This window comes from Psychromonas arctica, assembly GCF_036697365.1.
In the GTDB taxonomy this organism is placed as follows: Bacteria; Pseudomonadota; Gammaproteobacteria; order Enterobacterales; family Psychromonadaceae; genus Psychromonas; species Psychromonas arctica_A.
Genome location: NZ_JBAHZA010000007.1, coordinates 57,468 through 82,040, shown reverse-complemented (window position 1 = coordinate 82,040; position 24,573 = coordinate 57,468). Strand labels below are relative to the sequence as shown.

The 24,573-nt window shown below is 37.5% G+C and carries 20 protein-coding genes and 3 tRNA genes; 18 read left to right on the top strand and 5 right to left on the bottom strand.

What is annotated here, in order from left to right:
* Positions 1–18: 18 nt before the first annotated feature.
* Positions 19–699, top strand: coding sequence for a ribosome biogenesis GTP-binding protein YihA/YsxC (gene yihA / locus V5290_RS09840; protein ID WP_333384775.1), 681 nt, complete (start codon positions 19–21; stop codon positions 697–699).
* Positions 700–747: 48 nt separating this feature from the next.
* On the opposite strand, the gene V5290_RS09835 is transcribed toward yihA, so the two are convergent.
* Positions 748–2,721 carry an ATP-binding protein gene (locus V5290_RS09835; RefSeq protein WP_333384772.1) on the bottom strand — a complete coding sequence of 658 codons (1,974 nt, stop codon included), beginning with the start codon at positions 2,719–2,721 and terminating at the stop codon, positions 748–750.
* Positions 2,722–2,940: 219 nt separating this feature from the next.
* Here V5290_RS09835 and prlC point away from each other — a divergent pair, with 219 nt between their 5' ends.
* Positions 2,941–4,992 carry an oligopeptidase A gene (prlC, locus tag V5290_RS09830; protein ID WP_333384769.1) on the top strand — a complete coding sequence of 684 codons (2,052 nt, stop codon included), beginning with the start codon at positions 2,941–2,943 and terminating at the stop codon, positions 4,990–4,992.
* 102 nt (positions 4,993–5,094) lie between these two features.
* On the opposite strand, the gene cobO is transcribed toward prlC, so the two are convergent.
* The gene (gene cobO, locus V5290_RS09825; protein ID WP_333384767.1) at positions 5,095–5,703 is read right to left on the bottom strand and encodes a cob(I)yrinic acid a,c-diamide adenosyltransferase; all 609 of its coding nucleotides are present in this window, start codon (positions 5,701–5,703) and stop codon (positions 5,095–5,097) included.
* A gap of 486 nt (positions 5,704–6,189) precedes the next feature.
* Here cobO and V5290_RS09820 point away from each other — a divergent pair, with 486 nt between their 5' ends.
* Positions 6,190–7,401: a DUF945 family protein gene (locus V5290_RS09820; RefSeq protein WP_333384765.1), complete on the top strand. Its 1,212-nt coding sequence runs from the start codon at positions 6,190–6,192 to the stop codon at positions 7,399–7,401.
* A gap of 58 nt (positions 7,402–7,459) precedes the next feature.
* On the opposite strand, the gene V5290_RS09815 is transcribed toward V5290_RS09820, so the two are convergent.
* Positions 7,460–8,089, bottom strand: a complete 630-nt coding sequence (locus V5290_RS09815) for an MBL fold metallo-hydrolase (protein ID WP_333384761.1) — start codon at positions 8,087–8,089, stop codon at positions 7,460–7,462.
* A 169-nt stretch (positions 8,090–8,258) separates the two neighbouring features.
* Here V5290_RS09815 and msrB point away from each other — a divergent pair, with 169 nt between their 5' ends.
* On the top strand, positions 8,259–8,702 hold the full coding sequence (gene msrB / locus V5290_RS09810) for a peptide-methionine (R)-S-oxide reductase MsrB (RefSeq protein WP_333384757.1): 444 nt from the start codon (positions 8,259–8,261) through the stop codon (positions 8,700–8,702).
* On the opposite strand, the gene V5290_RS09805 is transcribed toward msrB, so the two are convergent.
* On the bottom strand, positions 8,695–9,135 hold the full coding sequence (locus V5290_RS09805; protein WP_333384755.1) for a GNAT family N-acetyltransferase: 441 nt from the start codon (positions 9,133–9,135) through the stop codon (positions 8,695–8,697). The two genes, msrB and V5290_RS09805, sit on opposite strands and share 8 nt — an antisense overlap.
* An 89-nt stretch (positions 9,136–9,224) precedes the next feature.
* Here V5290_RS09805 and murB point away from each other — a divergent pair, with 89 nt between their 5' ends.
* The 11 genes from murB to V5290_RS09750 all read left to right on the top strand — a co-directional run bounded on the left by murB (position 9,225) and on the right by V5290_RS09750 (position 17,969).
* A complete protein-coding gene (murB, locus tag V5290_RS09800; protein WP_333384752.1) occupies positions 9,225–10,286 on the top strand; it encodes a UDP-N-acetylmuramate dehydrogenase in 1,062 nt (353 codons plus the stop codon).
* Positions 10,279–11,250, top strand: coding sequence for a bifunctional biotin--[acetyl-CoA-carboxylase] ligase/biotin operon repressor BirA (birA, locus tag V5290_RS09795; RefSeq protein WP_333384749.1), 972 nt, complete (start codon positions 10,279–10,281; stop codon positions 11,248–11,250). Before murB ends, birA begins: the two co-directional genes overlap by 8 nt.
* Before the next feature lie 117 nt (positions 11,251–11,367).
* Positions 11,368–11,443 (top strand) — tRNA-Thr (locus tag V5290_RS09790).
* Between the two features lie 10 nt (positions 11,444–11,453).
* Positions 11,454–11,537, top strand: a tRNA-Tyr gene (locus V5290_RS09785).
* Positions 11,538–11,626: 89 nt separating this feature from the next.
* Positions 11,627–11,701 (top strand) — tRNA-Gly (locus V5290_RS09780).
* Positions 11,702–12,165: 464 nt separating this feature from the next.
* The gene (locus tag V5290_RS09775) at positions 12,166–14,961 is read left to right on the top strand and encodes a monovalent cation/H+ antiporter subunit A (RefSeq protein WP_333384747.1); all 2,796 of its coding nucleotides are present in this window, start codon (positions 12,166–12,168) and stop codon (positions 14,959–14,961) included.
* Complete coding sequence (locus V5290_RS09770) at positions 14,961–15,311, top strand: Na+/H+ antiporter subunit C (RefSeq protein WP_333384744.1); 351 nt, start codon at positions 14,961–14,963, stop codon at positions 15,309–15,311. The genes V5290_RS09775 and V5290_RS09770 overlap by 1 nt, the downstream gene beginning before the upstream one ends.
* A complete protein-coding gene (locus V5290_RS09765; RefSeq protein ID WP_333384741.1) occupies positions 15,311–16,822 on the top strand; it encodes a monovalent cation/H+ antiporter subunit D in 1,512 nt (503 codons plus the stop codon). Before V5290_RS09770 ends, V5290_RS09765 begins: the two co-directional genes overlap by 1 nt.
* Positions 16,822–17,322 (top strand): Na+/H+ antiporter subunit E, encoded by a 501-nt coding sequence (locus tag V5290_RS09760; protein WP_333384739.1) that lies wholly within the window; start codon positions 16,822–16,824, stop codon positions 17,320–17,322. The genes V5290_RS09765 and V5290_RS09760 overlap by 1 nt, the downstream gene beginning before the upstream one ends.
* Positions 17,316–17,585 (top strand): K+/H+ antiporter subunit F, encoded by a 270-nt coding sequence (locus V5290_RS09755; RefSeq protein WP_333384737.1) that lies wholly within the window; start codon positions 17,316–17,318, stop codon positions 17,583–17,585. Before V5290_RS09760 ends, V5290_RS09755 begins: the two co-directional genes overlap by 7 nt.
* Positions 17,586–17,594: 9 nt before the next feature.
* Positions 17,595–17,969: a Na+/H+ antiporter subunit G gene (locus V5290_RS09750; RefSeq protein ID WP_333384734.1), complete on the top strand. Its 375-nt coding sequence runs from the start codon at positions 17,595–17,597 to the stop codon at positions 17,967–17,969.
* Between the two features lie 284 nt (positions 17,970–18,253).
* Here V5290_RS09750 and V5290_RS09745 read toward each other — a convergent pair whose 3' ends face one another.
* On the bottom strand, positions 18,254–19,153 hold the full coding sequence (locus tag V5290_RS09745) for a LysR family transcriptional regulator (RefSeq protein ID WP_333384731.1): 900 nt from the start codon (positions 19,151–19,153) through the stop codon (positions 18,254–18,256).
* Between the two features lie 181 nt (positions 19,154–19,334).
* Here V5290_RS09745 and V5290_RS09740 point away from each other — a divergent pair, with 181 nt between their 5' ends.
* The 3 genes from V5290_RS09740 (at position 19,335) to V5290_RS09730 (ending at position 24,519) form a co-directional block, all read left to right on the top strand.
* Positions 19,335–20,618 (top strand): aminotransferase class V-fold PLP-dependent enzyme, encoded by a 1,284-nt coding sequence (locus tag V5290_RS09740; protein ID WP_333384727.1) that lies wholly within the window; start codon positions 19,335–19,337, stop codon positions 20,616–20,618.
* A gap of 242 nt (positions 20,619–20,860) precedes the next feature.
* Positions 20,861–21,850: a TAXI family TRAP transporter solute-binding subunit gene (locus V5290_RS09735; RefSeq protein WP_333384725.1), complete on the top strand. Its 990-nt coding sequence runs from the start codon at positions 20,861–20,863 to the stop codon at positions 21,848–21,850.
* A gap of 65 nt (positions 21,851–21,915) precedes the next feature.
* On the top strand, positions 21,916–24,519 hold the full coding sequence (locus tag V5290_RS09730) for a TRAP transporter permease (protein ID WP_333384722.1): 2,604 nt from the start codon (positions 21,916–21,918) through the stop codon (positions 24,517–24,519).
* Positions 24,520–24,573 lie beyond the last annotated feature (54 nt).

Below are 24,573 nucleotides of genomic sequence, written 5' to 3'. Positions count from 1 at the left end.
AAACAGATGAGGCATATCGTGGAGTTTCCAAAAATACATTTTCAAAAAGCGCACTTTTTAATTAGTGCACCAGATATTCGTCATTTAGATAAGCATTTGCCTGTTGAAAGTGGTATTGAAGTCGCTTTCGCTGGGCGCTCTAACGCTGGAAAATCGAGTGCTTTAAATCGTTTAACTCGTCAAAAAAGTTTAGCAAGAACGAGTAAAACGCCTGGTCGTACGCAGTTGATTAACGTCTTTGAAGTTGAAGAAGGTAAAAGATTAATCGATTTACCGGGTTATGGTTTTGCCAAAGTACCACTAGAAATGAAGTTGAAGTGGCAGAAGTCTTTAGGTGAATACCTACAAGAGCGTGAATCACTGAAAGGGTTAGTGGTACTAATGGATGTACGCCATCCTTTTAAAGACCTAGACCAGCAGTTAATATTTTGGGCTATTGATGCCAACATACCTGTATTAGCACTGCTAACTAAAGCTGATAAGTTAAAACAAGGCGCGCGTAAAGCGACATTATTAAAAATGCGTGAAGAAGCAAAAAACTTTGAAGGTGATGTACAGGTGGAGCTGTTTTCATCGTTAAAAGGGTTAGGTGTTGATGTATTAGAGCGTAAAATTGCGCAATGGTACGGTGAACATGACTTACTTGAAGTTGAACAAGAAACAGTAGTATCGCCAATACAAGAAAACGACGAAAACTAGTCGAAAGCCTCTGTCGTAGATTCTACGACAGAGGCTTGTATCTGTTTATTAACCATTCATACTGGCACGATAAGGGATGGACATAACAAAACGTGCTCCCTCCGCTTCTGCGATATATTCAATATTTCCTTTAAATAATTGACTAACAATATTGTAAACAATATGCGTTCCTAAGCCGCTACCACCCGATCCTTTTTGCGACGTCACAAAGGGGTCAAAAATACGCTGTGCTATATCCTCAGCTATACCTCTTCCCGTATCTCGATAATCAATCATTAATGTATTTTCTTGCAACGCTATATTAATAAAAATATTGCGTTCGCCTGACCAATCATGGAAGCCATGAATAATAGAATTAATAATTAAGTTTGAATAAATTTGTACAAAACTACCCGGGAAACTATACATTGCGAGTCCATCAGGGCATTCAATATGAACTTGCGTTTTGCTTTGCTTTATTTTGTGTTTTAAAGAGATAGCAACTTGCTCGACATTCTCTTTAAGGTTGAAGGCATAACAAGACTCAGAAGATTGATCTACTGCAACCTGTTTGAAGCTGCTAATTAATTCAGCTGCTCGTTTTAAATTGCTGTGTAATTGTTTACTCGATTCTTGGGATTGCTCTACAAAGTGCTTTAAATAAGTGCGAGAAAGTTCAGCTCCTTGGAGATGCTCACTTAATGTATATATCTCTTCTTGTAAAGCTGAAGCGGTCGTAACGCTCATACCAATAGGTGTGTTAATTTCATGAGCAACACCAGCTACTAAACTACCTAATGATGCCATTTTTTTCGATTCTACCAGTGTTTGCTGTGTACGCTTTAGTTGCTCAACCGTTTGTACCATTTGCGCATTACTCGCTGTTAAAGCTGCGGTACGTTTATTCACTTTATCTTCTAGCTGATCGTTGAGTTGCAGTATTTGTTGCTCGACCTGTTTTTGTTGCGTTATATCGTGGCCAAATCCAATCAAATATTTAACGTCCATTCCCTCATAAAAAGCAGAGAAGGTCCAAAGCAATGTATTAACTTCACCCATTTGATCATGCATATCAATTTCAATGCCGTACAAAGGCTCGTTGTCAGAAAGCTTTTCTTGTAATTCTGGTCGACGCTCTGTTAACACAAAAATATCTAACCAATTTTTTTGGTTTAATTCTTCTTGAGAGTAACCTGTAAGGATCACGGCAGCTGGGTTAATGGTGGCTATTTTCAGATCCGCATCTAAACAACAGATGATAGTGCTGGAGGAGTTAATAATTGTGGCTGAGAAGTCTCGCTCTTGCTGTAATGCATTAATGGCGATCTCTTTGTCGGTTAACTCTGCCACAATCCTTCTTTGCATTTTATTCAGTAGATAAACTAGTTCATCTAACTCATCGCTCGAAGCGGAAAGATTAGCTTTACGTCCATCTAACACTAAGTTTTTATTATGCGACGAAAGCTTAATATTACGAGTGTACAAAGCAATTTTATTGATATGTCGAATTACGGTGTAATAGATAATAAGCAGGATACAAATGGCGACGACCATGATCTTTAACGTTTGGCTAATCAAAATCGATAACGCATCGTCGAGTAATTGTTGATAGACCTGATCGAGTGAAGCTGCGACAAACAAAGTGCCTACAATTTGTCTTTGGTGGATTAAATCAAATTTAGCCGTGATGTCATATTTATCTTGGAAAATTCCTTGGTGAGCAATCGCTACCTCAGTATTACCGACGACTTCGTAAACTTTGACGTATTGCATATAAGGCAGGTTAATAATGCCTTTGCTTTGTGCTTCTATTTGTTCTTTGTCAAAATTCCAGAGGCTATTCGCTAATGGTTCAACAAAGCTAGATTCAACTTGCGCTATATTGGCATTAATTTTGGTTAAATTATTTTGATAATTAAATAGTAGCTGCAATAGTGTAATGATAATCGCCAAGGTAAAACTGCATACTAAAACATAAGAAAGTAGACGAATCGACAAACTATTTTTCATTTTAAATGATTGTAAATTAATTAATGATTGCATTATATTTCTTAATATTTATGTGAACCTACTACCCAAATTGTTATAGATAAGATTACCACCTAGTCTCATTCTTTAACATATTTATGAGGCGCTAAGTCATTATATTAGATAACTTTTACGTATTTGCTTGAAATATATGTTTCCTTGCTGTGCTGATACCTTGAATTTTGTGACTCTTAGCCTCATATTATTAATTCCTTCTCAGATAAGATGAATGCTATGACTACGATAAAAGATTCAAGTTTATTAAAAACAGATGGCCTTCCTTTGTTTAGCCAATTAAAAATCGCTGAAATAGAGCCGATTGTTAAACAAACTATTGCCGATAATAAAGCCTTAATTGAACAAAAATTAGCTGAGCTAGATACTTACACTTGGGATAACTTTGTTGCCGTATTAGATGAAGCAGATGATCATCTTGGCAAGCTTTGGTCTCCAATTTCCCACATGAACTCAGTGGTCAGTAACGATGAATTACGTGCTGCACATGATGCCTGCCTTGGTTTGTTTTCAGAATACGGAACTTATGTTGTCCAACATCAAGGGCTATATGAGGCTTATTTAAGCATTGCTAACAGCAGTGATTTTTCAGAATTAACAGGCGCACAACAAAAAGTTATTGAAAACGAATTACGTGACTTTAAATTAGCCGGTATTGCACTTAGCGAAGAAAAACAAAAACGTTACGGTGAAATTAAACAACAGCTTTCGCAATTACAATCAACCTTTAGCAATAATGTAATGGATGCAACGTTAGCGTGGAGTAAATTGGTTACAGATCTCGATTTGTTAGCTGGTTTGCCAAAAACAGCGATTGCAGCAGCACAACAAGCAGCACAAGAAAAAGAACAGGAAGGGTATTTATTTACTCTAGACTTCCCAAGTTACTTAGCGGTCATGTCTTATGCTGAAAATCGCGAACTGCGCGAAGAAATGTACACAGCCTTTGCTACTCGTGCTTCAGATCAAGGCCCTAATGCGAACGAATTTGATAACAGCGATATCATTGAGCAAATTTTAGCGTTACGTCATGAGCTGGCACAATTACTCGATTTTAATGATTACGGTGAATACAGTTTGGCAACTAAAATGGCTGATGAACCGGATCAAGTTATTGATTTTTTAACTCAACTTGCTGAAAAATCAACAAAACAAGCAGAGCAAGAAAGAGACGAAGTGTTAGCGTTTGCTCGACAAAAAGATGGCCTAGAAACTTTAGAGTCTTGGGACTTAAGTTACTATGCAGAACTGTTAAAACAACAGCGCTATCAAATCTCTGATGAACAGTTACGTCCTTATTTCCCTGAAAGTCGTGTGGTTTCTGGATTATTTGACGTTGTACATCGTCTATTTGACTTAAATATTCAAGAGTCAAAAGATGTTGATGTTTGGCATCAAGATGTACGTTTCTTTGAAATCTATAACCGCCAAAAAGAGTTAGTAGGTAGTTTCTATCTCGATTTATATGCTCGTGCTCATAAGCGTGGTGGTGCATGGATGAATACATGCCGAGGCCGTCGTCGCAAAGTTGATGGTAGTTTACAATTACCTGTGGCTTACCTGACGTGTAATTTTAATAAGCCAGTGGGTGAACAAGAAGCACTGTTTACACATGATGAAGTCGTAACATTATTCCATGAATTTGGTCACGGACTTCACCATATGTTAACTAAGGTTGAAGCGTCAGGCGTAGCCGGCATTAATGGTGTTGCTTGGGATGCGGTAGAGTTACCAAGTCAATTCTTAGAAAACTGGTGCTGGGAGCCAGAAGCATTAGCATTAATCTCAGGGCATGTTGATACAGGTGATACTTTACCATCTGATTTACTGAAAAAGATGCTACAGGCTAAAAACTACAACAGTGCACTACAAATGGTTCGTCAACTTGAGTTTTCACTGTTTGATTTCCTATTGCATCATCAGTACCAAGCTGGTCATACAGGCCAAGCACAAGTAGTGCTAAGTGAAGTAAGAGCTAAGGTTGCAGTGATTAAAGCACCATCATTTAATCGTTTTCAACATAGCTTTAGCCATATCTTCGCTGGTGGTTACGCTGCAGGTTATTACAGTTATAAATGGGCTGAAGTGTTGTCTGCAGATGCGTTTTCTCGCTTTGAAGAAAATGGCATTTTCGATGCTAAAACTGGACGTTCTTTCTTGAATAATATTCTAGAGAAAGGTGGTAGTGAAGCACCTATGACCTTGTTTAAAAACTTTATGGGACGTGAGCCATCAATTGATGCGCTATTACGCCATTCAGGCATTAAATAAAGTTACTGGTTGTACTCCTAAATAATTGGAGAAGGCTAATCAAAAAAGGGCTTGTCGCATTTAACGACAAGCCCTTTTTTTAATTGATAAGTAGGGCGAGTATTACCACTCAATTCCTGCTTGTGCTTTAACACCATCTTTAAAAGCATGTTTCTCAGCAAGGATCATACTGTAAGTATCAACTGCATCGATTAACTCTTGTTTTGGACCACGACCAGTTAAGACTACATTCATGTCACGAGGACGGTTTTTCAGTGCGTCTAGTGTTGGTTGTAGTTCAAGGTATTGGTATTTAAACATATAAGTGATTTCATCTAAGATAACCAATTGGTATGAATCATCAGCAAGTAGTTCAGCCGCTTTATCCCAAGCTTTTTGTGCACTATCAATATCTTTTTGGCGATTTTGAGTTTCCCAAGTAAAACCATCTCCCATGGTAAACCAGTCAACATTGTCATGGCTGTTAAAGAATTTCTCTTCACCTGTCGACATTGCACCTTTTAAGAATTGTACCACTGCTACTTTGTGCCCATGACCTAATGAGCGCGCCAACATACCAAAAGCAGAGCTACTTTTACCCTTACCCGGGCCCGCTAATAAAATACTGACACCGCGCTCTTCTTTAGCTGCTGCAATTTTTTGATCTTGCTTTTCTTTTACCGCTTTCATTTTCTTTAAATGTTTTTCTTCTGAGATTTGGTCAATAGCCATGTTGTATTCCTTATTAATAACATAAAGCCTGCATTAGCAGGCTTATAATAAATTGTGGAGTGTGCGAATTTTTTATTCCGCTTTGATACTATTATTAACGCTATCAATAGTACCAGTAAGGAAGCCGAGTCAATAAATGACCCTCAATAATATTTATTAGTTAGCCGTCTTATTTAAAGGTGATGGACTACGCGGTTGATGCCTGTCTAATTTGATTATTCCTAAACCTAATACGTTAAGCTAGTGCAATTAGATTAATGTTTTTAATATGCAGCCATCAATAAATTCATGCTTCATTTATAAACTAATGAAGAAGAGCATTATTTAAAAAGCCATTTGATTTAATTTATTTTCATAAAATCTGACTATAAATATGATCTAACTGTTGTAATCTACAATGTTTTGCATAAATAATGAAGTAAATCTCACTCTCTCTTCTGTTGATTAGATGGTGTTTTAATTATCTGCTTTTTTGATGAGGTTATAATGAGAAAATGGTTCATTATGAGTGCCTTAATAGTAAGTTGTTTGTTGTTAGGCAGCACTTACTTTGTTGGTGTTCAAATAGAAAAAACATTAAAAGAGCAAATTGCTCAACTTGATAACCCTGATGTTGATATTCAGTTAGTCAATTATCATAAGTCATTTTTTAATGCGCATGCAGACTTTAAAATATTAGTTTCGTTACCAGAGCGTGAGCCGCTAGAGATACAGATGGCATCTGATATTACCCACTACCCTTATAAAGCCAATTCAATCAATACGATGCATTTTTCTGATCAATCATTGCAGAATAAATTGAACACTTTTTTTCAAACTGAAGACTGGTTTAAATCTACAGAGTCAATTAACTTATTGGGCAAAGTAGAAGGGCAGCTATCTTTACCTAAAGGTACTTATGAAACGCCACAAGAAACTTTAGATACAGGCGCATTAACTCTGACTTATGGCTATGATCTTAAAAGTGAGCAAAGCGATCTGAATGTAAATTGGGCCGGTTTTAACGGCATTGTGGGAAATGAGCATTTTACTGCGAAGGATATTGTTATTGCAGCGTCTTTTGTCAAATTAGAGGTTGCGCACCTCATCGATTATCAATACCAAATTGATATTGGAGAGTTTGATTTCCAACGGGCAGATAAGCAACTGACATTGCAACAGGCCAAGCTAAATGGCGCGAGTACAACTGCTGATGACCGATTAACACTAAGTAGTAAAAATGCATGGGAAGTAAAAACTATACAGAATGGCCCACAAACTTTCACTGATACACAATTCTCTTTAGCCCTTAATAAATTGAATATTGCGGCATTAAATGAGTTGAAAATGAATATCGACGATCCTAGCATTAGACGTCAATCTTTGAGTTATTTAATGAGTTTAGGTGTTGGCGTTGAGCTGAAGAAACTATCTTCAAAAACCCCTTGGGGTGAAGTGAATGCTAACTTACAGGTTGATGTTCAAAAAAATGTTGCATTGCAAAATATCACCAATAATCCATTAATGCTAATTGATTACAGTAATGGTTCACTTAATGTCAATTTACCTAATACATTACTTGGACAGCCAGAATTTGCAGGGCTTTTACAAGTGGCTTTGAATAATCGCATATTGGATGAAGATGAAGGTAAATTAAGTCTACAGGCAACTTTAGACAGAGGTGAGCTGACAGTAAATGATAGAGTAATACCTATGTAGCATTTACATTAGATATAAATGCGAATAATCAATGCAAAGCGATTATTCGCTAACCATATTAACGTAAGTAAGGGTTACTTTTTTGCTCTTTACCAATGGTCGTAGTTGGGCCATGGCCAGGATAAACTAATGTATCTTGCGGTAAGGTTAATAGTTTTTGCTTAATACCAGAAATTAACTGTTGATGGTCTCCTCGAGGGAAGTCCGAACGCCCTACTGCACCATTAAATAGAATATCCCCAACAATTACTTGTTTGCTTTGAGCGTCAAACAAAGCGATATGGCCTGGTGTATGCCCAGGAATATGTAAAATATCTAGTTTAATATTACCTACGTGAAGCTCTTCACCTTCTTCTAGCCATTTTGATGGTTTAAAGCTAGTGGTGTGTGGAAAACCAAACATTGTACTTTGTGTTTCAAGTTGCTCTAACCAAAAAGCATCTTCTTTTTCAGGCCCAAGTACTGGAATATCGAGTTGTGCTAATAGTGCTTCTGTGCCGCCTACATGGTCTAAATGCCCATGGGTTAAAATAATTTTATCCACAGTAACATTATGATTCTTAACCGCACTTAAAATACGCTCACTTTCCCCACCTGGGTCAACAATGACTGCTTTTTTTGTTTCTTCGCAGATAATTAAACTACAGTTTTGTTGATAAGGGGTAACGGGAATAACCACGACTTTCATTTTCAATCCTTATATTTGATAACCTGTTTATTTTACCTGTCTAGTCACAAGATAGTACAAGTAATTTTTTAACAGTGGTCTTATCCTAAAGAATGACCGTAATCTTTGTGTGTTTTTCTTTTACCGAAAACATCGTACTATCGACTACCTATAAAAGAGAGGAAATCGCATGAGCAAATTTGAAAAGCCATCACAGGACGCACTAAAAGAACAATTAGACGAGCTACAATACCAAGTGACTCAATTAGAAGGAACTGAACCCCCTTTTAATAACATCTATTGGGATCACCGTGAAGAAGGTATTTATGTGGATATCGTGTCTGGTGAACCATTATTTAGCTCTCTAGATAAGTTTGATGCACACTGTGGTTGGCCAAGTTTTACTCAGCCGATTGAAAATATCGAGTTAACTGAAAAGGTCGATACCAAATTATTTTCCCAGCGTACTGAAGTGAGAAGTGCACAGGCAGATTCACACTTAGGACATGTCTTTGAGGATGGTCCTGCACCAACAGGGTTACGTTATTGTATTAATTCTGCTTCATTACGTTTCGTAAAAAAAGATGACATGGCTGCACAAGGTTATGAGCATTTATTAAATTTGTTTACTTAACTTTAAGCGCACCTGAATCTCGACACATAGATAATAAGGGTTTACGGCTATTGTAACGGGAGTATTGCGCTGCCAGTTTGGTAGGTAGCTGTTCTAACGGCAATAATTGAAACCCTAATTGATGATAAAAATCTTGCAAATGAGGATAAGGAAAACAATAAATTACCTCAGTTTGTAACTCTAAAATATATTGGATTAATTCACTTGCCAAACCTTGGTGGCGGTAGTCTGGATGACAAGCGACACCGGTTAACAATTTATCATTATTTACCTTTTTTAATCTTGCTGCACAGACTATTTGAGTCGTTTTGATTACAAAGACTTGCTCGCTTTTATTAGCCAAGCCTTTTTTGTATACCTGTTTATAAAATTGGTTTACTAAAGGGATTTGTACCCCATCTAGTTCACTACATTGTAATGTCTTAACATCCATTGAAAATCCTGTTTATTTGTTTCAAGTGTTTGATAATGTATGATGAATACATAGTAAGTGCAGTTAAATAAATACCATAAAGGATTATCATGATTGAAAAAAACAGCTCTCTCAAGGCCTTTAATAGCTTTTCAATTGATGCTGAGGCACATTTGCTTTTTCATTTTACTGACTTATCTCAGCATGCTGAACTATTAGCCTTAATCAAAAAAACAAAAGAAGAAAGTAGACCAATTTTAGTCTTAGGTGGCGGTAGCAACACATTATTTTGTGATGACTTTGATGGGTTAGTGATTAAAGTTGAGTTAATGGGAATTAAGCATACAGAAACATCTGAATATCATTTATTAGAGGTTGCAGCAGGCGAAGATTGGCACCAATTGGTTGAGCAGACGGTAGAGCAGGGCATCAACGGTTTAGAGAATCTTGCATTGATTCCTGGCGTAGTAGGCGCAGCACCTGTACAAAATATTGGTGCTTATGGCGTTGAATTGAAAGATTTTTGTGTACAAGTGGATTATATCGATTTAATTGATGGCAGTGCTCATTCTCTAACTAACGAACAATGTAAGTTTGCTTATCGAGATAGTATTTTCAAAGGCGAGTTAAAGGATCGCGTATTAATTACCTCTGTTTCATTGAAACTTCCTAAGCAATGGCAAGCACATTGCCAATACGGCCTTCTACAAGGTTTAAATGAAACCGAAGAGTCAGTGAGTGCACTGCAAATATTTGATAGTGTTTGTCGTATTCGCACTGAGAAATTGCCAGATCCTAAAGTATTAGGCAATGCAGGTAGTTTCTTTAAAAACCCAATAGTCAGTGAATATTTAAGTGAACAATTATTATCTCATCATTCTGATATGCCACATTACCCTCAGCAAGATGGTAATGTGAAGTTAGCAGCTGGTTGGTTAATTGATCAATGTGGCTTAAAAGGCCATAAAATTGGTGGGGCTGCAGTTCATTTACAACAAGCTTTGGTATTAATTAATGAAGATGGTAGGGCGACTGCTGATGATGTTATTCAATTAGCTTGGTTTGTTAGAGAACAAGTATTACAAAAGTTTGCTGTCTTATTAGAACATGAAGTACGATTTATTGATGCTCAGGGCGAAACTGACTTATTACAGGTTATAGACAATGTCTGAATTAAATGAAAAAGGTAATAAACTGCTGGCTTTATTAGCTGATGGTGAGTTTCACTCTGGTGAAAAAATAGGTGAGTTATTAGGCGTATCAAGAACGTCTGTTAATAACTATATCAAAGCATTACAAGAGATTGGGCTAGATATATATAAAGTAACAGGCAAAGGGTATTGTAGTGCTACACCGCTCGCTTTGTTAAGCCAACAAGCTATTCGCGAAATTAGTGGAATGAATAATGTTCATGTAGAGCAGATATTACCTTCTACTAATGAATACTTATTGGATAAAATTCCGAATTTAACAAACGGTCAAACCTGTATTACTGAATGCCAAACTGCTGGCCGAGGTAGACGAGGTAGACAGTGGGTCTCACCGTTTGCTTCACACCTTTATTTCTCAATGTATTGGCGTTTAGAGGCAGGCATAGAAAAAGCTTCCGGTTTAAGCTTGCTGGTGGGAATTGCTGTGGTTAATGCACTAGAGAAACTTGGTATTCAAGCTGTAGGGCTGAAATGGCCTAATGACCTGTATTATCAAGGAAAAAAACTCGCAGGCATATTAATTGAGTTAAACGCGCAAGCTTCTGAGGTGTGTCATTGTGTGATTGGCATTGGCATTAATATTAGAATGCCTGCACACCAAGCAGACGCCATTGATCAACCTTGGACAGATCTCAATACAATTAATGCTCAGCCTATCGATCGGAACCACTTGTCGGGGTTATTAATTACCGAATTGCAAACTCTGTTAGCAGATTACGAAGAAAAAGGTTTATCGCCATTTTTAGCTCGTTGGTTTGAACTAGATTGTTTCTTGAATCAGGATGTTAATCTGATTATGGCTGATAAAATTCAAAAAGGAATATGCAGAGGAATTAATGAGCAAGGTGCATTGCTGTTAGAGGTCGATCAACAGGTTACTCCTTACATTGGCGGTGAAATATCGCTACGCTTGGCGAATAATTAGACTAAATCAACAAAATTGATTTGTTTTTGAGCAAACAAACAAAAAACTGTGTTTTTTTACTAATAAACACTTGCAAGGCAAGCTCAAGTTCTTTAATATTCGCGGCACTTAGACAGCGCCGACTTAGCTCAGTAGGTAGAGCAACTGACTTGTAATCAGTAGGTCACCAGTTCGACTCCGGTAGTCGGCACCATCTAAGTCCTGGAGGGGTTCCCGAGTGGCCAAAGGGAACAGATTGTAAATCTGTCGCGAAAGCTTCGGTGGTTCGAATCCACCTCCCTCCACCATATTTATCTCGCTTGTCACAGTGAGGCAGTAGAGAACAATGCAATAGCATTGTTTTTTGCTATGTAGCTTACGCTACCGATGCAGTTTTGCGGGCATCGTATAATGGCTATTACCTCAGCCTTCCAAGCTGATGATGCGGGTTCGATTCCCGCTGCCCGCTCCAAGTTTTCTTAGTGAAAATAAACTTTAAAACCAAGCTATTTGCTTGGTTTTTTTGTATCTGGTGTTTGAGAAATCAGCTTCTACAGCTTTTGTAAGTACCAGCGATCTCGCGTCCAATAATCTGTTTTATGGCAAGCAAACAAATTAATTCCACATAAGTATTATCCTACACAAAATTTAAATAGTTTATTGTATATAATGAGTATTATACAATCCTGACATATCTTAACTAACTGATAATTAATGCTATTTAATTGGCTTTACTGAGGTGAAGTCGATATTAAACCACATTAAAATAAGAATAATAAAAGGTGTGACTTTAGTTTCAATTTAATAAAGAAAATAGAAACGTATTATAATCAGTTGTTTATTGATATATGACATAATAAGGCATTGATTTTTCCCTCATTAATCACTATCGTAGTTTAAAAATACCAACTATTTAGCCAACGGAGCTTAGCGTAAATGCATTATTTCTGGGTGCCATTTTTACCCATGTTTGGGATTATCGTTCCTTTACTTGCCAATAAACTTAACCGCAGCGCATGTACGCTGGCGACTGCATTACTGCCAGCTCTAGCTCTTGGCTTAATTTTCTTAGATTTACCCGCGGTATTAGCTGGAGAATCTTTTAGTCAGAGCGTTGATTGGATCCCTCAGTTAGGGCTGTCATTATCATTTCGTCTTGATGGTTTAGCTGCATTATTTAGTATCTTGATCTTAGGGATTGGTTTACTGGTTATCTTGTATGCACGTTATTACTTATCTGAAAAAGATAACATGGGCTATTTTTATAGCTATTTGATTATGTTTATGACTGCCATGTTGGGTATTGTCATGTCAAATAATATGCTACAGCTCTGGTTTTTTTGGGAATTAACTAGCATTAGTTCATTCTTGTTAATTGGTTTTTGGTCGCACAATAGTGATGCCCGTAAAGGCGCTAGAATGGCCCTTACAATAACTGGTGCTGGTGGTTTAGCACTATTAGCCGGGATCATATTATTAGGCCAAGTGGTTGGTAGTTACGAATTAGATGTTGTTTTAAATAGTGGTGAGTTGGTAAAACAAAGCCCATACTATATTGCTATTTTAAGTTTATTTTTAATTGGTGCATTTACTAAATCTGCTCAATTTCCGTTCCATTTTTGGTTGCCTCATGCGATGGCAGCTCCAACACCTGTAAGTGCTTACTTACACTCTGCAACTATGGTAAAAGCGGGTATTTTCTTATTAGCCCGTTTTTATCCTGTATTAGCTGGTACAGAAACGTGGTTTGTGGTGGTTTCTTTAACGGGTTTATTTACTCTGTTATTGGGCGCTTATACGGCATTATTTAAACATGATTTAAAAGGCTTATTAGCTTACTCAACGATTAGTCACCTTGGCTTGATCGTATTGTTACTTGGTTTAAATACTGAATTAGCAGCCATTGCTGCGATATTTCATATTATGAACCATGCGGTTTTTAAAGCGTCATTATTCATGGCTGCAGGTATTATCGACCACGAATCAGGCTCGCGTGACATGCGTAAAATTAATGGGTTACTGAAATATATGCCTATTACTGCTACGTTAGCAATGGTTGCTTCTGCGTCGATGGCAGGGGTTCCTCTACTGAATGGTTTCTTGTCTAAAGAGATGTTTTTTGCTGAAACATTAGAGCAAAGTATTTTAGGTGCTATGTCTTGGTTAATCCCTGTTTTAGCGACTATTGCTGGTGCTTTTTCTGTCGCTTACTCTCTCCGTTTTATTCATGATGTTTTCTTCAACGGCGAGCCAAAAGGTTTAACCAAAACACCGCATGAACCGCCACGTTACATGCGTGTCCCAGTAGAAATCCTAGTGACTATTTGTTTATTGGTTGGTATTTTCCCTAATTATACTATTGGTCCGTTATTGGAAAGTACTTCTCTAGCTGTGCTTAATCATGAGTTACCTGAATATAGCCTATCTATCTGGCATGGATTTAACCTCCCATTATTAATGAGTGGTTTGGCTGCTACAGGTGGTGTTGCTATTTATTTAAACCGAAAACATTTGTTTAAATTTGCAGGAATGTTCCCTGATATTGATGCAAAAATTGTATTTGAATCTTGTATTCAGGCTGCTGTGGCTTGGGCACAAAAGGTCAATATGAAATTAGAGAATGGATCTTTGCAGCGCTATGCTTTTTGTCTCTGTTTCTTTGCATTATTGCTTATTGCACCGCCTTTATTTGATTTAGATACAACGAGAGGAAGTCTGCCTGAAACACCTATTAATGGCGCTGTGCTTGTTGCTGCAATCTTAATTATTGCTGGCTCTCTTGCTACTATTATTTGGAGTCATTACCGTTTAATTGCATTGTTGATGCTGTCGTTAGTTGGTTTGGTCGTTTCGATCACATTTGCTTACTTCTCCGCACCTGACTTAGCGCTCACACAACTGTCAGTAGAAATTGTAACGGTGATTCTATTGTTGTTGGCTTTATATTTTTTCCCACAACAAACTCCAACCAGTAAAAGCCGCCCTAGTCATTTTGTACGTGATTTAACGGTCGCATCATTCATTGGTTGTATTATTGGTGCGATTTGTTTTGCGTTAATGACACATCCTTTAGATAGTATTTCTGAGTTCTTTTTAGCTAATTCGAAAACAGGCGGTGGCGGTACTAACGTAGTGAATGTCATCTTGGTTGATTTCCGTGGTTTTGATACTTTTGGTGAGATAACAGTACTTGGTATTGCTGCCTTAGGTATCCATAAACTTATCGCTCGTATGCGTTTATCAATGCGTACCAAAGACTACGATGGACGTTTGTGGGCTAAAGATAAATATCCTGTATTGTTGTCGGTTGTTTCACAAAGCTTATTGCCACTATTTTTGCTTATTTCTGCTTATATCTTTATGCGTGGACATAACTTACCAGGTGGTGGCTTCATTGCTGGTTTAATTACATCAATTGCCTTAATTCAACAATACCTTGCACATGGTGTTGATTGGATGGAGAAAAGGGTGAATGTGAGCTACCACTATATGATTGCAGCTGGATTGACCATTGCTGGATTGACTGGATTAGGAAGTTGGATCTTTGGTCGTCCGTTCTTAACGTCTTGGTTTGAATATGTGTCATTACCTTGGATAGGTAAATTTGAACTTGCTAGTGCATTAGTTTTTGATATTGGTGTGTACTTTACCGTGATTGGTGCGACATTATTAATCTTAGCAAGTTTAGGTAAGTTAACGACAAAAGATCGACTAACAGTAGGAGAAAGATAATGGAATTAGTCTACGCGATTTGTGTTGGCTTCATGAGTGCTTGCGGCATATTTTTAATGCTCCGAGGACATACTTTTACCCTAGTTATTGGACTTACTTTGTTATCTTATGCTGTTAACTTGTTTTTATTTGCTAGTGGTGGATTGACCATAGGCGAACCTGCTGTGTTAAGTAGTAGTGAAAATTACGCGGATCCATTGCCACAAGCCTTAGTATTAACGGCTATTGTGATTGGCTTTGCCATGACTGCTTTTGCGGTAATTCTAGCTATGCGTGGGCGTGCCGATTTAGGCAGTGATCACGTAGATGGAATAGAGCCCTTTGATCCTTTAGCTGAGGAAAAATCCTAATGAGTTTGTTTGATCACTTAGTTATCTTTCCGGTACTAATACCTTTTTTTGTTGCTGTTGTTATGCTTTTTCCGCGCTTAAATAACTCTTTAAGCGCACAAAGAATAGTTGCCGTTGCGACTAATTTATTAATGGTTGTTGTTGCCTTTGCGTTGCTATTTAGAGTTGAAGAGCAAGGTATTCAAACCTATGTACTTGGTGACTGGTCTGCCCCGTTTGGGATTGTATTAGTCGCAGATCTTTTCTCGGTATTAATGGTTTGTTTGAGCGCTATTTTAGGTTTAGCTGTTACTTTGTATGCCACGGGCGGAGAAGATAGAACAGGTGCATTTTTCTATTCATTGATTATGTTTCAAGTAATGGGAATTAATGGCGCATTTTTAACGGGCGATGCATTTAACTTATTTGTATTTTTCGAAGTGTTATTGATTGCTTCATATTCTCTCATGATTCATGGGGGAGGAAAGCACCGAACACAGGCAAACATACATTATGTTTTTCTTAACTTAATTGGATCTTCACTATTTCTGTTTGGTTTAGGGACTTTATACGGAACCTTAGGAACGCTTAATTTTGCAGATATGGCTGATAGAGTCCCATTGCTTTCAAGTAATGAATTGCTGATTGCTAAATCTGGTGCTTTATTATTGTTGGCCGTTTTTGGTTTAAAAGCCGCGATGTTACCGTTACATTTTTGGCTACCTAAAGCTTATTCAGCAACAAGTACACCAGTGGCGGCATTATTCGCCATTATGACTAAAGTCGGTATCTATAGTATCTGGCGAGTACACGGGGTGATATTCGGTGATCAAGCCGGAGAATTAGCAAATATAGCTTTGCCATGGTTATGGCCAATTGCTTTATTAACCATTGTGGCTGGTTCGATTGCACTACTTGCGAGTAAAAGTCTACGTGTACTTTGTAGTAATTTAGTCATTGTTTCAGTAGGTACATTGTTGATAACTATTAGTTTGAATACGGTGCAAGCTACTGCCGCAGGTATTTATTATTTATTACATAGTACAGTGGCTTGTGCTGCTATGTTCTTGTTAGCTGGATTAATACAACAACAACGTGGTCAAGCTGAGGATCGCTTTGTTGCCGCGAGAGCAATGTCGCAATCAGGCATATTGGGCTTTATTTTTGCTCTGTTAGCTATCGCTTTAATTGGTATGCCTCCATTATCAGGGTTTGTAGGCAAAGCATTGATTCTCCAATCTGTAACGGTAGCTAGCCAAGCAATGTGGGTGTTCCCAATTTTACTTGGTGGTGGTTTGATCGCGTTGATCGCTTTATCTCGCGCGGGTACTTCCTTGTTTTGGAAAACCACTGGTGCAAACACTAGTGCATTAAAGGGACATCCTAATCAATACCTAGCGATTGGATTATTAGTCGCAATACTACCTTTGATGGTTATCTTTGGAGGGACGGTCAGTGATTATGCACAATTGGCAGCAGAGCAACTTAAATCCGGCTTAAGTTTACAACAACTGAATGAGGTGACTAAATAATGGACAAAGTACGTAAATTTGTTTGGTTTCCCACTCCATATCACAGTATTTTATTATGGTTAGTGTGGCAGATTTTACATGACTTTAGCCGCGGCCATATGGTGTTAGGTGCAGTGTTTGCTATTGTTATTCCTTGGATTGTAGCACCTTTAAGTGAAGAATCTGCGGTAGCCAAAAACCCTATTAAAGCATTAACATATACATGTCGTTTGCTATTTGACATTGTTGTATCTAATTACGATGTAGCGAAGCGAGTTTTACAAAGTAATCGCACTTTAAAGCCTGCTTTTATTGCTGTGCCTCTAGATATTAAAGGGTCTGTACCACTTACTATATTTACCAGTAGTGTTTCTTTAACACCGGGTACGGTAAGTGTGGAGCTGTCAGATAGTAGAGAGTGGCTGTATGTTCATGTGTTACACCTGGAAGATGAGCAGGCATTAATTAAGCTTATCAAAGCTCGTTATGAAGCACCTTTAAAGGAGATTTTTGGATGTTAAGTATCGCTATACTGATTGCTTGTGCGTTAATTTGTTGTGCTTTAGCACTAAATGCTTGGCGTTTAATCATTGGTCCAACAACTCCAGATAGAATTATTGCTGTTGATACTATGTACATTAATAGTATTGCTCTGATCATATTGTTAGGGATTCATCAAGGATCTGCGATCTATTATGAAAGTGCACTATTGATTGCACTGCTTGGCTTCGTAAGTACTTCAGCTTTCTGTAAGTATTTATTACGTGGCGATATTATCGAATAAGGAAGACAAATGAGTGTATTTGTAGAAGTCGTAGTAAGTGTACTAATCGTATTTGGTAGTTTTGTTATGTTAGTTGGTTCTGTCGGTTTAGCAAAATTGCCTGACTATTTTACTCGTTTACATGCACCAACTAAAGCTAGTACGTTAGGGGTTGCCTGTATTCTTATTGCTTCGATGATATTTTTTAGTGTTCAGATTGGTCATGTGAACTTAAAAGAAGTGTTAATTAGTATGTTTTTACTGATTACAGCGCCTGTGGCTGCTCATATGCTGGCGAAAGCTGGATTACATTATAAAGTGAAAATGACTGAGCCTACTCAAAACCAAGATTTAGCTAAAAAAGCTTACTTACAGCAGCATCCAGGTGATAATACCAATAAATAGCTGATCTATTTTACTGGTTTAAACAGCCGACTTCCTCGTTGTAAATTTCGTAAAGGGAGTAGCTATCAAATAATTAATACCTTTTGGTTAATTCTCTAATAGACGATTAACGAGGTTAATCTTCGAAAGGCTCAATTTACACCTTGAATTGAGCTGTTTCTTTAGCGTAAAGTCTAGATAATATATTTAATGTCATCGCTATTAGAATGAATTTATAGATTTTATACGTTCCTGTAATATTAGAATAATTCCCATAAATTATTGATTTATCATCCTATAGGGGATTATTTAATGCTATCAAGGAACTCCTCTGTTTTCATATAATTTTCAAGCGCCTCTGAAAACTGCTTAATTGTTTTTACTTTGCTAGGTTTGGGATTTCTGTTAAATACATGATAACAAGCATATTCTGGGGGCTCAGTAGAAAGCTCTGAGATTTTAACAGGGTGAATTTTTTCGAACTTTCTCGCTATCCATATCGGTACTATTGCCCATTTTTCCTTTAGATCAAACATAGTGAACAACAGTGATACTGTATCAACACTAGAATATTCACTTTGATCATGTTCCCACCAAAAGTTATGCCATATTTCATATTCTGGTATGTAAGAAAAGAGTATTTCATCGGAGGTTTTTAAATCATGAGGATGTACTTCTTTTGGATATTTTGAATATGTTGATGAAATTACTACGCCTCTAGACTTAAATAGAGGTGTGGCAATGGCATTCGGATATTTTAATGAATTGAGTGTGAATCCGATATCAATTTCATTACTTTCAATTAAATCGTAAACTGTTTTACTCCAATGCGAGCTGACATTAAGAGAAATAGCATTATTACTATTGATAATATCTTTATAAAGGCTTGAAAAAACGCACGTATTTAAACTATCAATACTTGCTAGTTTTAAATTCATTTTAGATTCTTGAAGTGTCCAAAGTTTAGTTTCATTACTCAGCGTTTTCCAGCGAGTCGCTATTTCAACGAATTCCTCCCCCTTCAACGTGAGACTGACAAATTTTTCTCCTCGTGATCGAATTAATAATTCACATCCCAAAGCTTCTTCTAAAGAGCGAATTCTGTGACTGACTGCAGACTGTGAAATAAACAGGTTCTTAGCTGCGATAGATAGATTTTTTGCTTCAGTAACCATCAAAAAAGTTTCAATCTGTTCGATATTCATTATTTATCTCAAATAATTAAATATTAATGATGTGAATATATAAATGCAATTTAATTCATTATTTTAATATTATAAAAGTTGATAGATTTAAATCTGTATAAAAATTCCCCATGTAGCAGGTTCCTAAAAGGGAAAAACATCAGCTTATTTAGTGCTTTTAAAAGCATGAAGGAAAATCATAATGAGAAGCAATATAGCGCAAGGTGAGCTTTTTAGTGACTCACTATTAACAGAAATTAAAGAAAAATTTTATCACGTGGACTTTGATCCAATACAAAATAAAAAAAGAATATTTTTCGATAATTCTGGTGGCGCTTTTCGACTTAAAGCTGCAATTGACAGGTTCAAACAATTAGATGAATTACCGGATTGTCCTGAACATGGCAATAAGACGGCTACATGGTTAATGGATATACAAAAGGAAGGTTATAAATCAATTGAAACCATGCTTAATTTTGATACCGGCAGTATCGTTACATCGTATACGGCGTCAATGGTTATGTTTGATATGGTTAGAGTTGTGATGGAGAACATCCCCGGCGGTAACGTAGTCACTACTATGCTTGAACATCCTTCTGCTTATGATGCGATGGTCTTTTATGCTGAAAAAAATGGTAAAGAGCTGAGAGTTGCTAAAACAAATCCATTAACCGGTGGTGTGGATGTTGAAGACATAACAAAACTGATAGATGAAGATACCTGCTTATTATCATTTATGTATGCATCAAATGTTTCAGGTGCCTTGTTAGATGAAGAAAAGATTGTTGAACAGGCAAGAAAGATTAAACCGGATCTTTATATCGTTGCAGATGCTGTTCAACATGCACCGCATGGCGTTATCGACGTTACTAAAGTACCTGTTGATGGTCTTAACTTTGCCCCTTATAAATTCTTTGGTCCGCGCGGTTTTGGTGTGGGTTATGTGTCAGAAAGACTCTCTAAATTACCGCACAACAAATTAATCGCTAAACCACAAGATTGTTGGCAGCTTGGTAGTCCAGCGCCTGCACATTTTGCTGCGCTTAACGAAGTTGTTAATTATGTCTGTTGGATAGGTGAACAGTTTAATGCTTCAGAGAGTAGAAGAGCACTTTTCGTTGAGGGTATGGAGCGAATAAAGTTACATGAGAGGGCCCTTATGAATGCGATGTTAGACGGGACAAAAAACATACAAGGTCTTAGATATATAGAAGGTGTTCATGCCTATTTGGACTACAAAGACTTAACCAAGAAAGATTTCATTATGGCAATTGGCTTTGACAATATCGAGTATAAAAAGGCAGTGGAAATGTATGAAGAATTAGGAATTATTGCTTTCGAACGCCTTTTATCAAGCCCCTACTCATCAAGAATGTTGGAGTCATTTGATTTAAAAGGAGCTATTCGCGTATCACCAATTCACTGCCATAACTTACAAGATATTGAAGATTTTTTGAAAGCGACCAAAGTGCTTTGTAATAGCTGATACAGCGACTGCTTAGACAATAACGTATGAAGTTATCTTTGTGATAAGTACAACAAGATAGCGATAAGGTTAATATTTATTCACGCAATATTCTACGTCCTCTTGGTGTTAAGTTAGCTGTTCATAGATAGTGACTCATGATAATACCAAAGAGATATTGGAATCTATTCTAGGGAAAATTCTAGAAATTTTAACAAGCAAAAAACATTAATTTTGAACATCTATTTTAAGGATAAAATTTTATGTCTAGAAAAAGTAAACTTGTAAAATTATTTATGCCATCTGTTATTTATTTAGCAGCTTCTTTTAGTACTCCTGTTGTCAGTGCTGAGCAGACTTATGTAAAAATAGGCACGGGAGGACAAACAGGTGTTTATTATGTTGCAGGTCAGTCTATATGTCGTTTAGTTAATAAAGGGACCGATGAGCATGGTATCAAGTGTACTGCACCATCAACGGGTGGTTCTGTTGCTAATATTAATGCAGTTCGTCAAGGACAGTTAGATTTCGGCGTTGCGCAATCAGATTGGCAGTCATATGCCTTATCTGGCACCAAGCATGCTTCGTTTATTGAGCAAGGGAAATTTGAAGATCTACGTGCTTTATTTGGGCTTTATAGTGAACCATTTACCGTTGTTGCTCGTGCAGATTCAGGTGTGGAAACTTTTGATGATCTAGTTGGAAAACGTGTCAACCTTAGTAATCCAGGTTCTGGTACTCGCGGTACAATGGAAATTATTATGGCAGAAAAAGGATGGACGCAGGACACCTTTAAATTGGCTGCTGAGTTAAAAGTATCAGAGCAATCACAAGCCTTATGTGACAATAAAGTTGATGTGATCTTAGTGAATGTTGGACATCCTTCAGGGATTATTAAAGAGGCAACGACTTCTTGTGATACGAAAATAATACCAGTTACGGGTCCTGTTATAGATAAGTTGATTGCAGAGAATGATTTTTACGCACCAGCTATTATTAAGGGTGGTCTGTATAACGGTAATGATAACGATGTAAATACATTTGGTAATTCAGCAACAATGGTCACTTCTGCAAAAGTTGATGACGAAGTTGTTTACCAAATGGTGAAAGCTGTTTTTGATAATTTTAAAAACTTTAAGCGCTTACACCCTGCATTTGCAAACCTAGATCCTAAAACAATGATCACCGATGGTTTGTCTGCTCCACTACATGATGGTGCTATTCGTTATTACAAAGAGAAAGGTTGGATGTAATTTTTACCCTTCAATAAGAGATGCTTTTGCATCTCTTTTTTTATATCAACTTTTCAGGAGCTTATATGATAAGTCCGCCTAAACAACCGACTCAAATTAACGATCAAGAACTTCAAAATATGGTTGCTGCCAGCGATACTGGCGCGCGCATCCCTGAAGGGTGGCAGGGTGTTTTATTACTTGGAACGGCGTTTATATGGTCATTGTTTCAATTATGGGTTGCCTCTCCACTGCCTTTTTATGATTGGCCTATTATCGGTAGTTTTGGTATTTTTAATGATACTCAAGTGCGCGCTATACACTTAGGTTTTGCAATCTTTTTAGCATTTACTGCATTTCCTGCGACCTCTCGCTCTCCGCAATATCGAGTACCTTTTAGTGATATGGTATTGAGTATTATTGCTGCTTTTTGTGCTTCTTATCTCTTCACTTTTTACGACCAACTTGTCACTCGACCTGGTTTACCCAATACACAAGATTTAGTTACCTCTGTTATCGGTATTGTACTTTTACTTGAAGCAACTCGACGAACGCTTGGGCCTCCACTGATGATTGTGGCGATTGTCTTTTTAGTCTACTCCGTAGCCGGTCCTTACATGCCTGAAATTATTGCGCATAAAGGAGTGACATTAAAAGAGCTTGTTAACCACCAATGGCTAACCACTGAAGGTGTTTTTGGTATTGCAGTCGGTGTGTCGTCTAGTTTTGTTTTCTTATTTGTTTTATTTGGTGCTTTACTGGATAAAGCGGGGGCGGGTAATTACTTTATCCAAGTCGCCTTTTCACTATTAGGGCATATGCGCGGAGGCCCTGCAAAAGCTGCTGTTGTTGCTTCTGGACTTACTGGATTAATTTCTGGTTCTTCTATTGCCAATGTGGTGACAACCGGCACATTCACTATTCCAATGATGAAACGTGTCGGTTTTTCTTCTGAAAAAGCCGGCGCGGTTGAAGTTGCTTCCTCTGTTAATGGTCAAATCATGCCGCCTGTGATGGGAGCCGCTGCATTTTTGATGGTTGAGTATGTGGGCATTAGCTATGTTGAAGTGATTACACACGCCTTTTTACCTGCACTAATATCATATATTGCATTAGTCTACATAGTACATTTAGAAGCACTTAAATTAGATATGCAAGGATTACCTCGCCGGAGTGCTGTGAAACCTTGGCACTTACGTGTGATGGGGTTATTAACAGGATTCATGGTGACTGCTGTTATTGCTGCAGCCGTTTATTACGGAATCGGTTGGATAAAGCCAGCTTTTGGAGATTATGCAGGGGTTGTTATTGCAGGGTTGCTCAGTATTACATACCTTTACTTATTGCGTATTGCTTCTTCTGTTCCAGATTTAGTGTTGGATAACCCTGATTCACCGATGCTTGAATTACCAGAAGTTGTTCCAACGGTTAAATCTGGCTTACATTTTCTATTACCCGTTGTCGTACTCGTTTGGTGTTTGATGATTGAACGATTATCTCCTGGGTTATCAGCTTTTTGGGCAACAGTGCTGATGCTTTTCATTTTAATAACCCAACGTCCAATTATGGCCTTCTTTCGTCAACAAGATGATTTAATTATCCAATTACAAAGAGGTGGTAGTGAGTTGCTAGAGGGGCTTATCGTTGGTGCACGTAACATGATCGGCATTGGTATCGCGACCGCAGCGGCTGGCATTATTGTCGGAGCCGTTTCGCAAACAGGCGTAGGTTCGGTATTAGCTGATCTTGTTGAAATACTGTCAATGGGTAACTTATTATTAATGCTTATTTTGACTGCTGTTTTGAGCTTAATATTAGGAATGGGATTGCCAACCACAGCGAACTATATTGTTGTTTCGTCATTATTAGCACCTGTAGTTGTTCTATTGGGCCAAGAGTCTGGTTTGATTGTTCCACTCATTGCTGTCCATTTATTTGTCTTTTATTTTGGTATTATGGCCGATGTGACTCCGCCTGTTGGATTGGCATCTTTTGCCGCAGCGGCTGTGTCAGGAGGTAACCCGATTAAAACAGGTTTTGTTGCTTTTAATTACAGCTTGCGAACAGCAGCGTTACCATTTCTATTTATTTTTAATACGGATTTATTATTAATAGATGTTACTTGGTTAGAGGGGATATTAGTTTTTATTGCCGCAACAGTAGCAATCCTTATTTTTACTGCTGCAACTCAAGGCTTTTTTCTTACTAAGAGCCGCTGGTATGAATCTTTATTATTACTGTTGGTTGCTTTCTCATTATTCCGTCCAGGTTTTTGGATGGATATGATTGTTACTCCTTATCATCAATTAGCTCCTACTGAATTAGTGCAAAAACATAACAGCATTGAATCTAGAGCTGCTGTGCGTTTTTGGGTTGATGGAGTGGATGATGTTGGTAATGAAAGAACATTTCTTGTCAATATGACATTAGGAGAAGGTGCTGATATTTCAGAACGCTTAGCTACAGTTGGGATTGAGTTGGTTATTAAGGACGGGAAAGTCATTATTGATTATGTAGGTTATGACAGTCCAGCAGAACAAGCAGGCTTGACCTTTGATCAAGTAATTACCTTGGTAGAAACGCCACAAGTTCAACCTATTAAACAACTGATTTATATCCCTACTCTTGCATTATTTTCGTTGATTGTGATCATTCAACGCCGTCGTAAAAGGTTATTAACAAATAGCTAACTGAATGGAATAATCTGACATGCTAATGGTCAGATTATTCATTTCTAAAAAAGG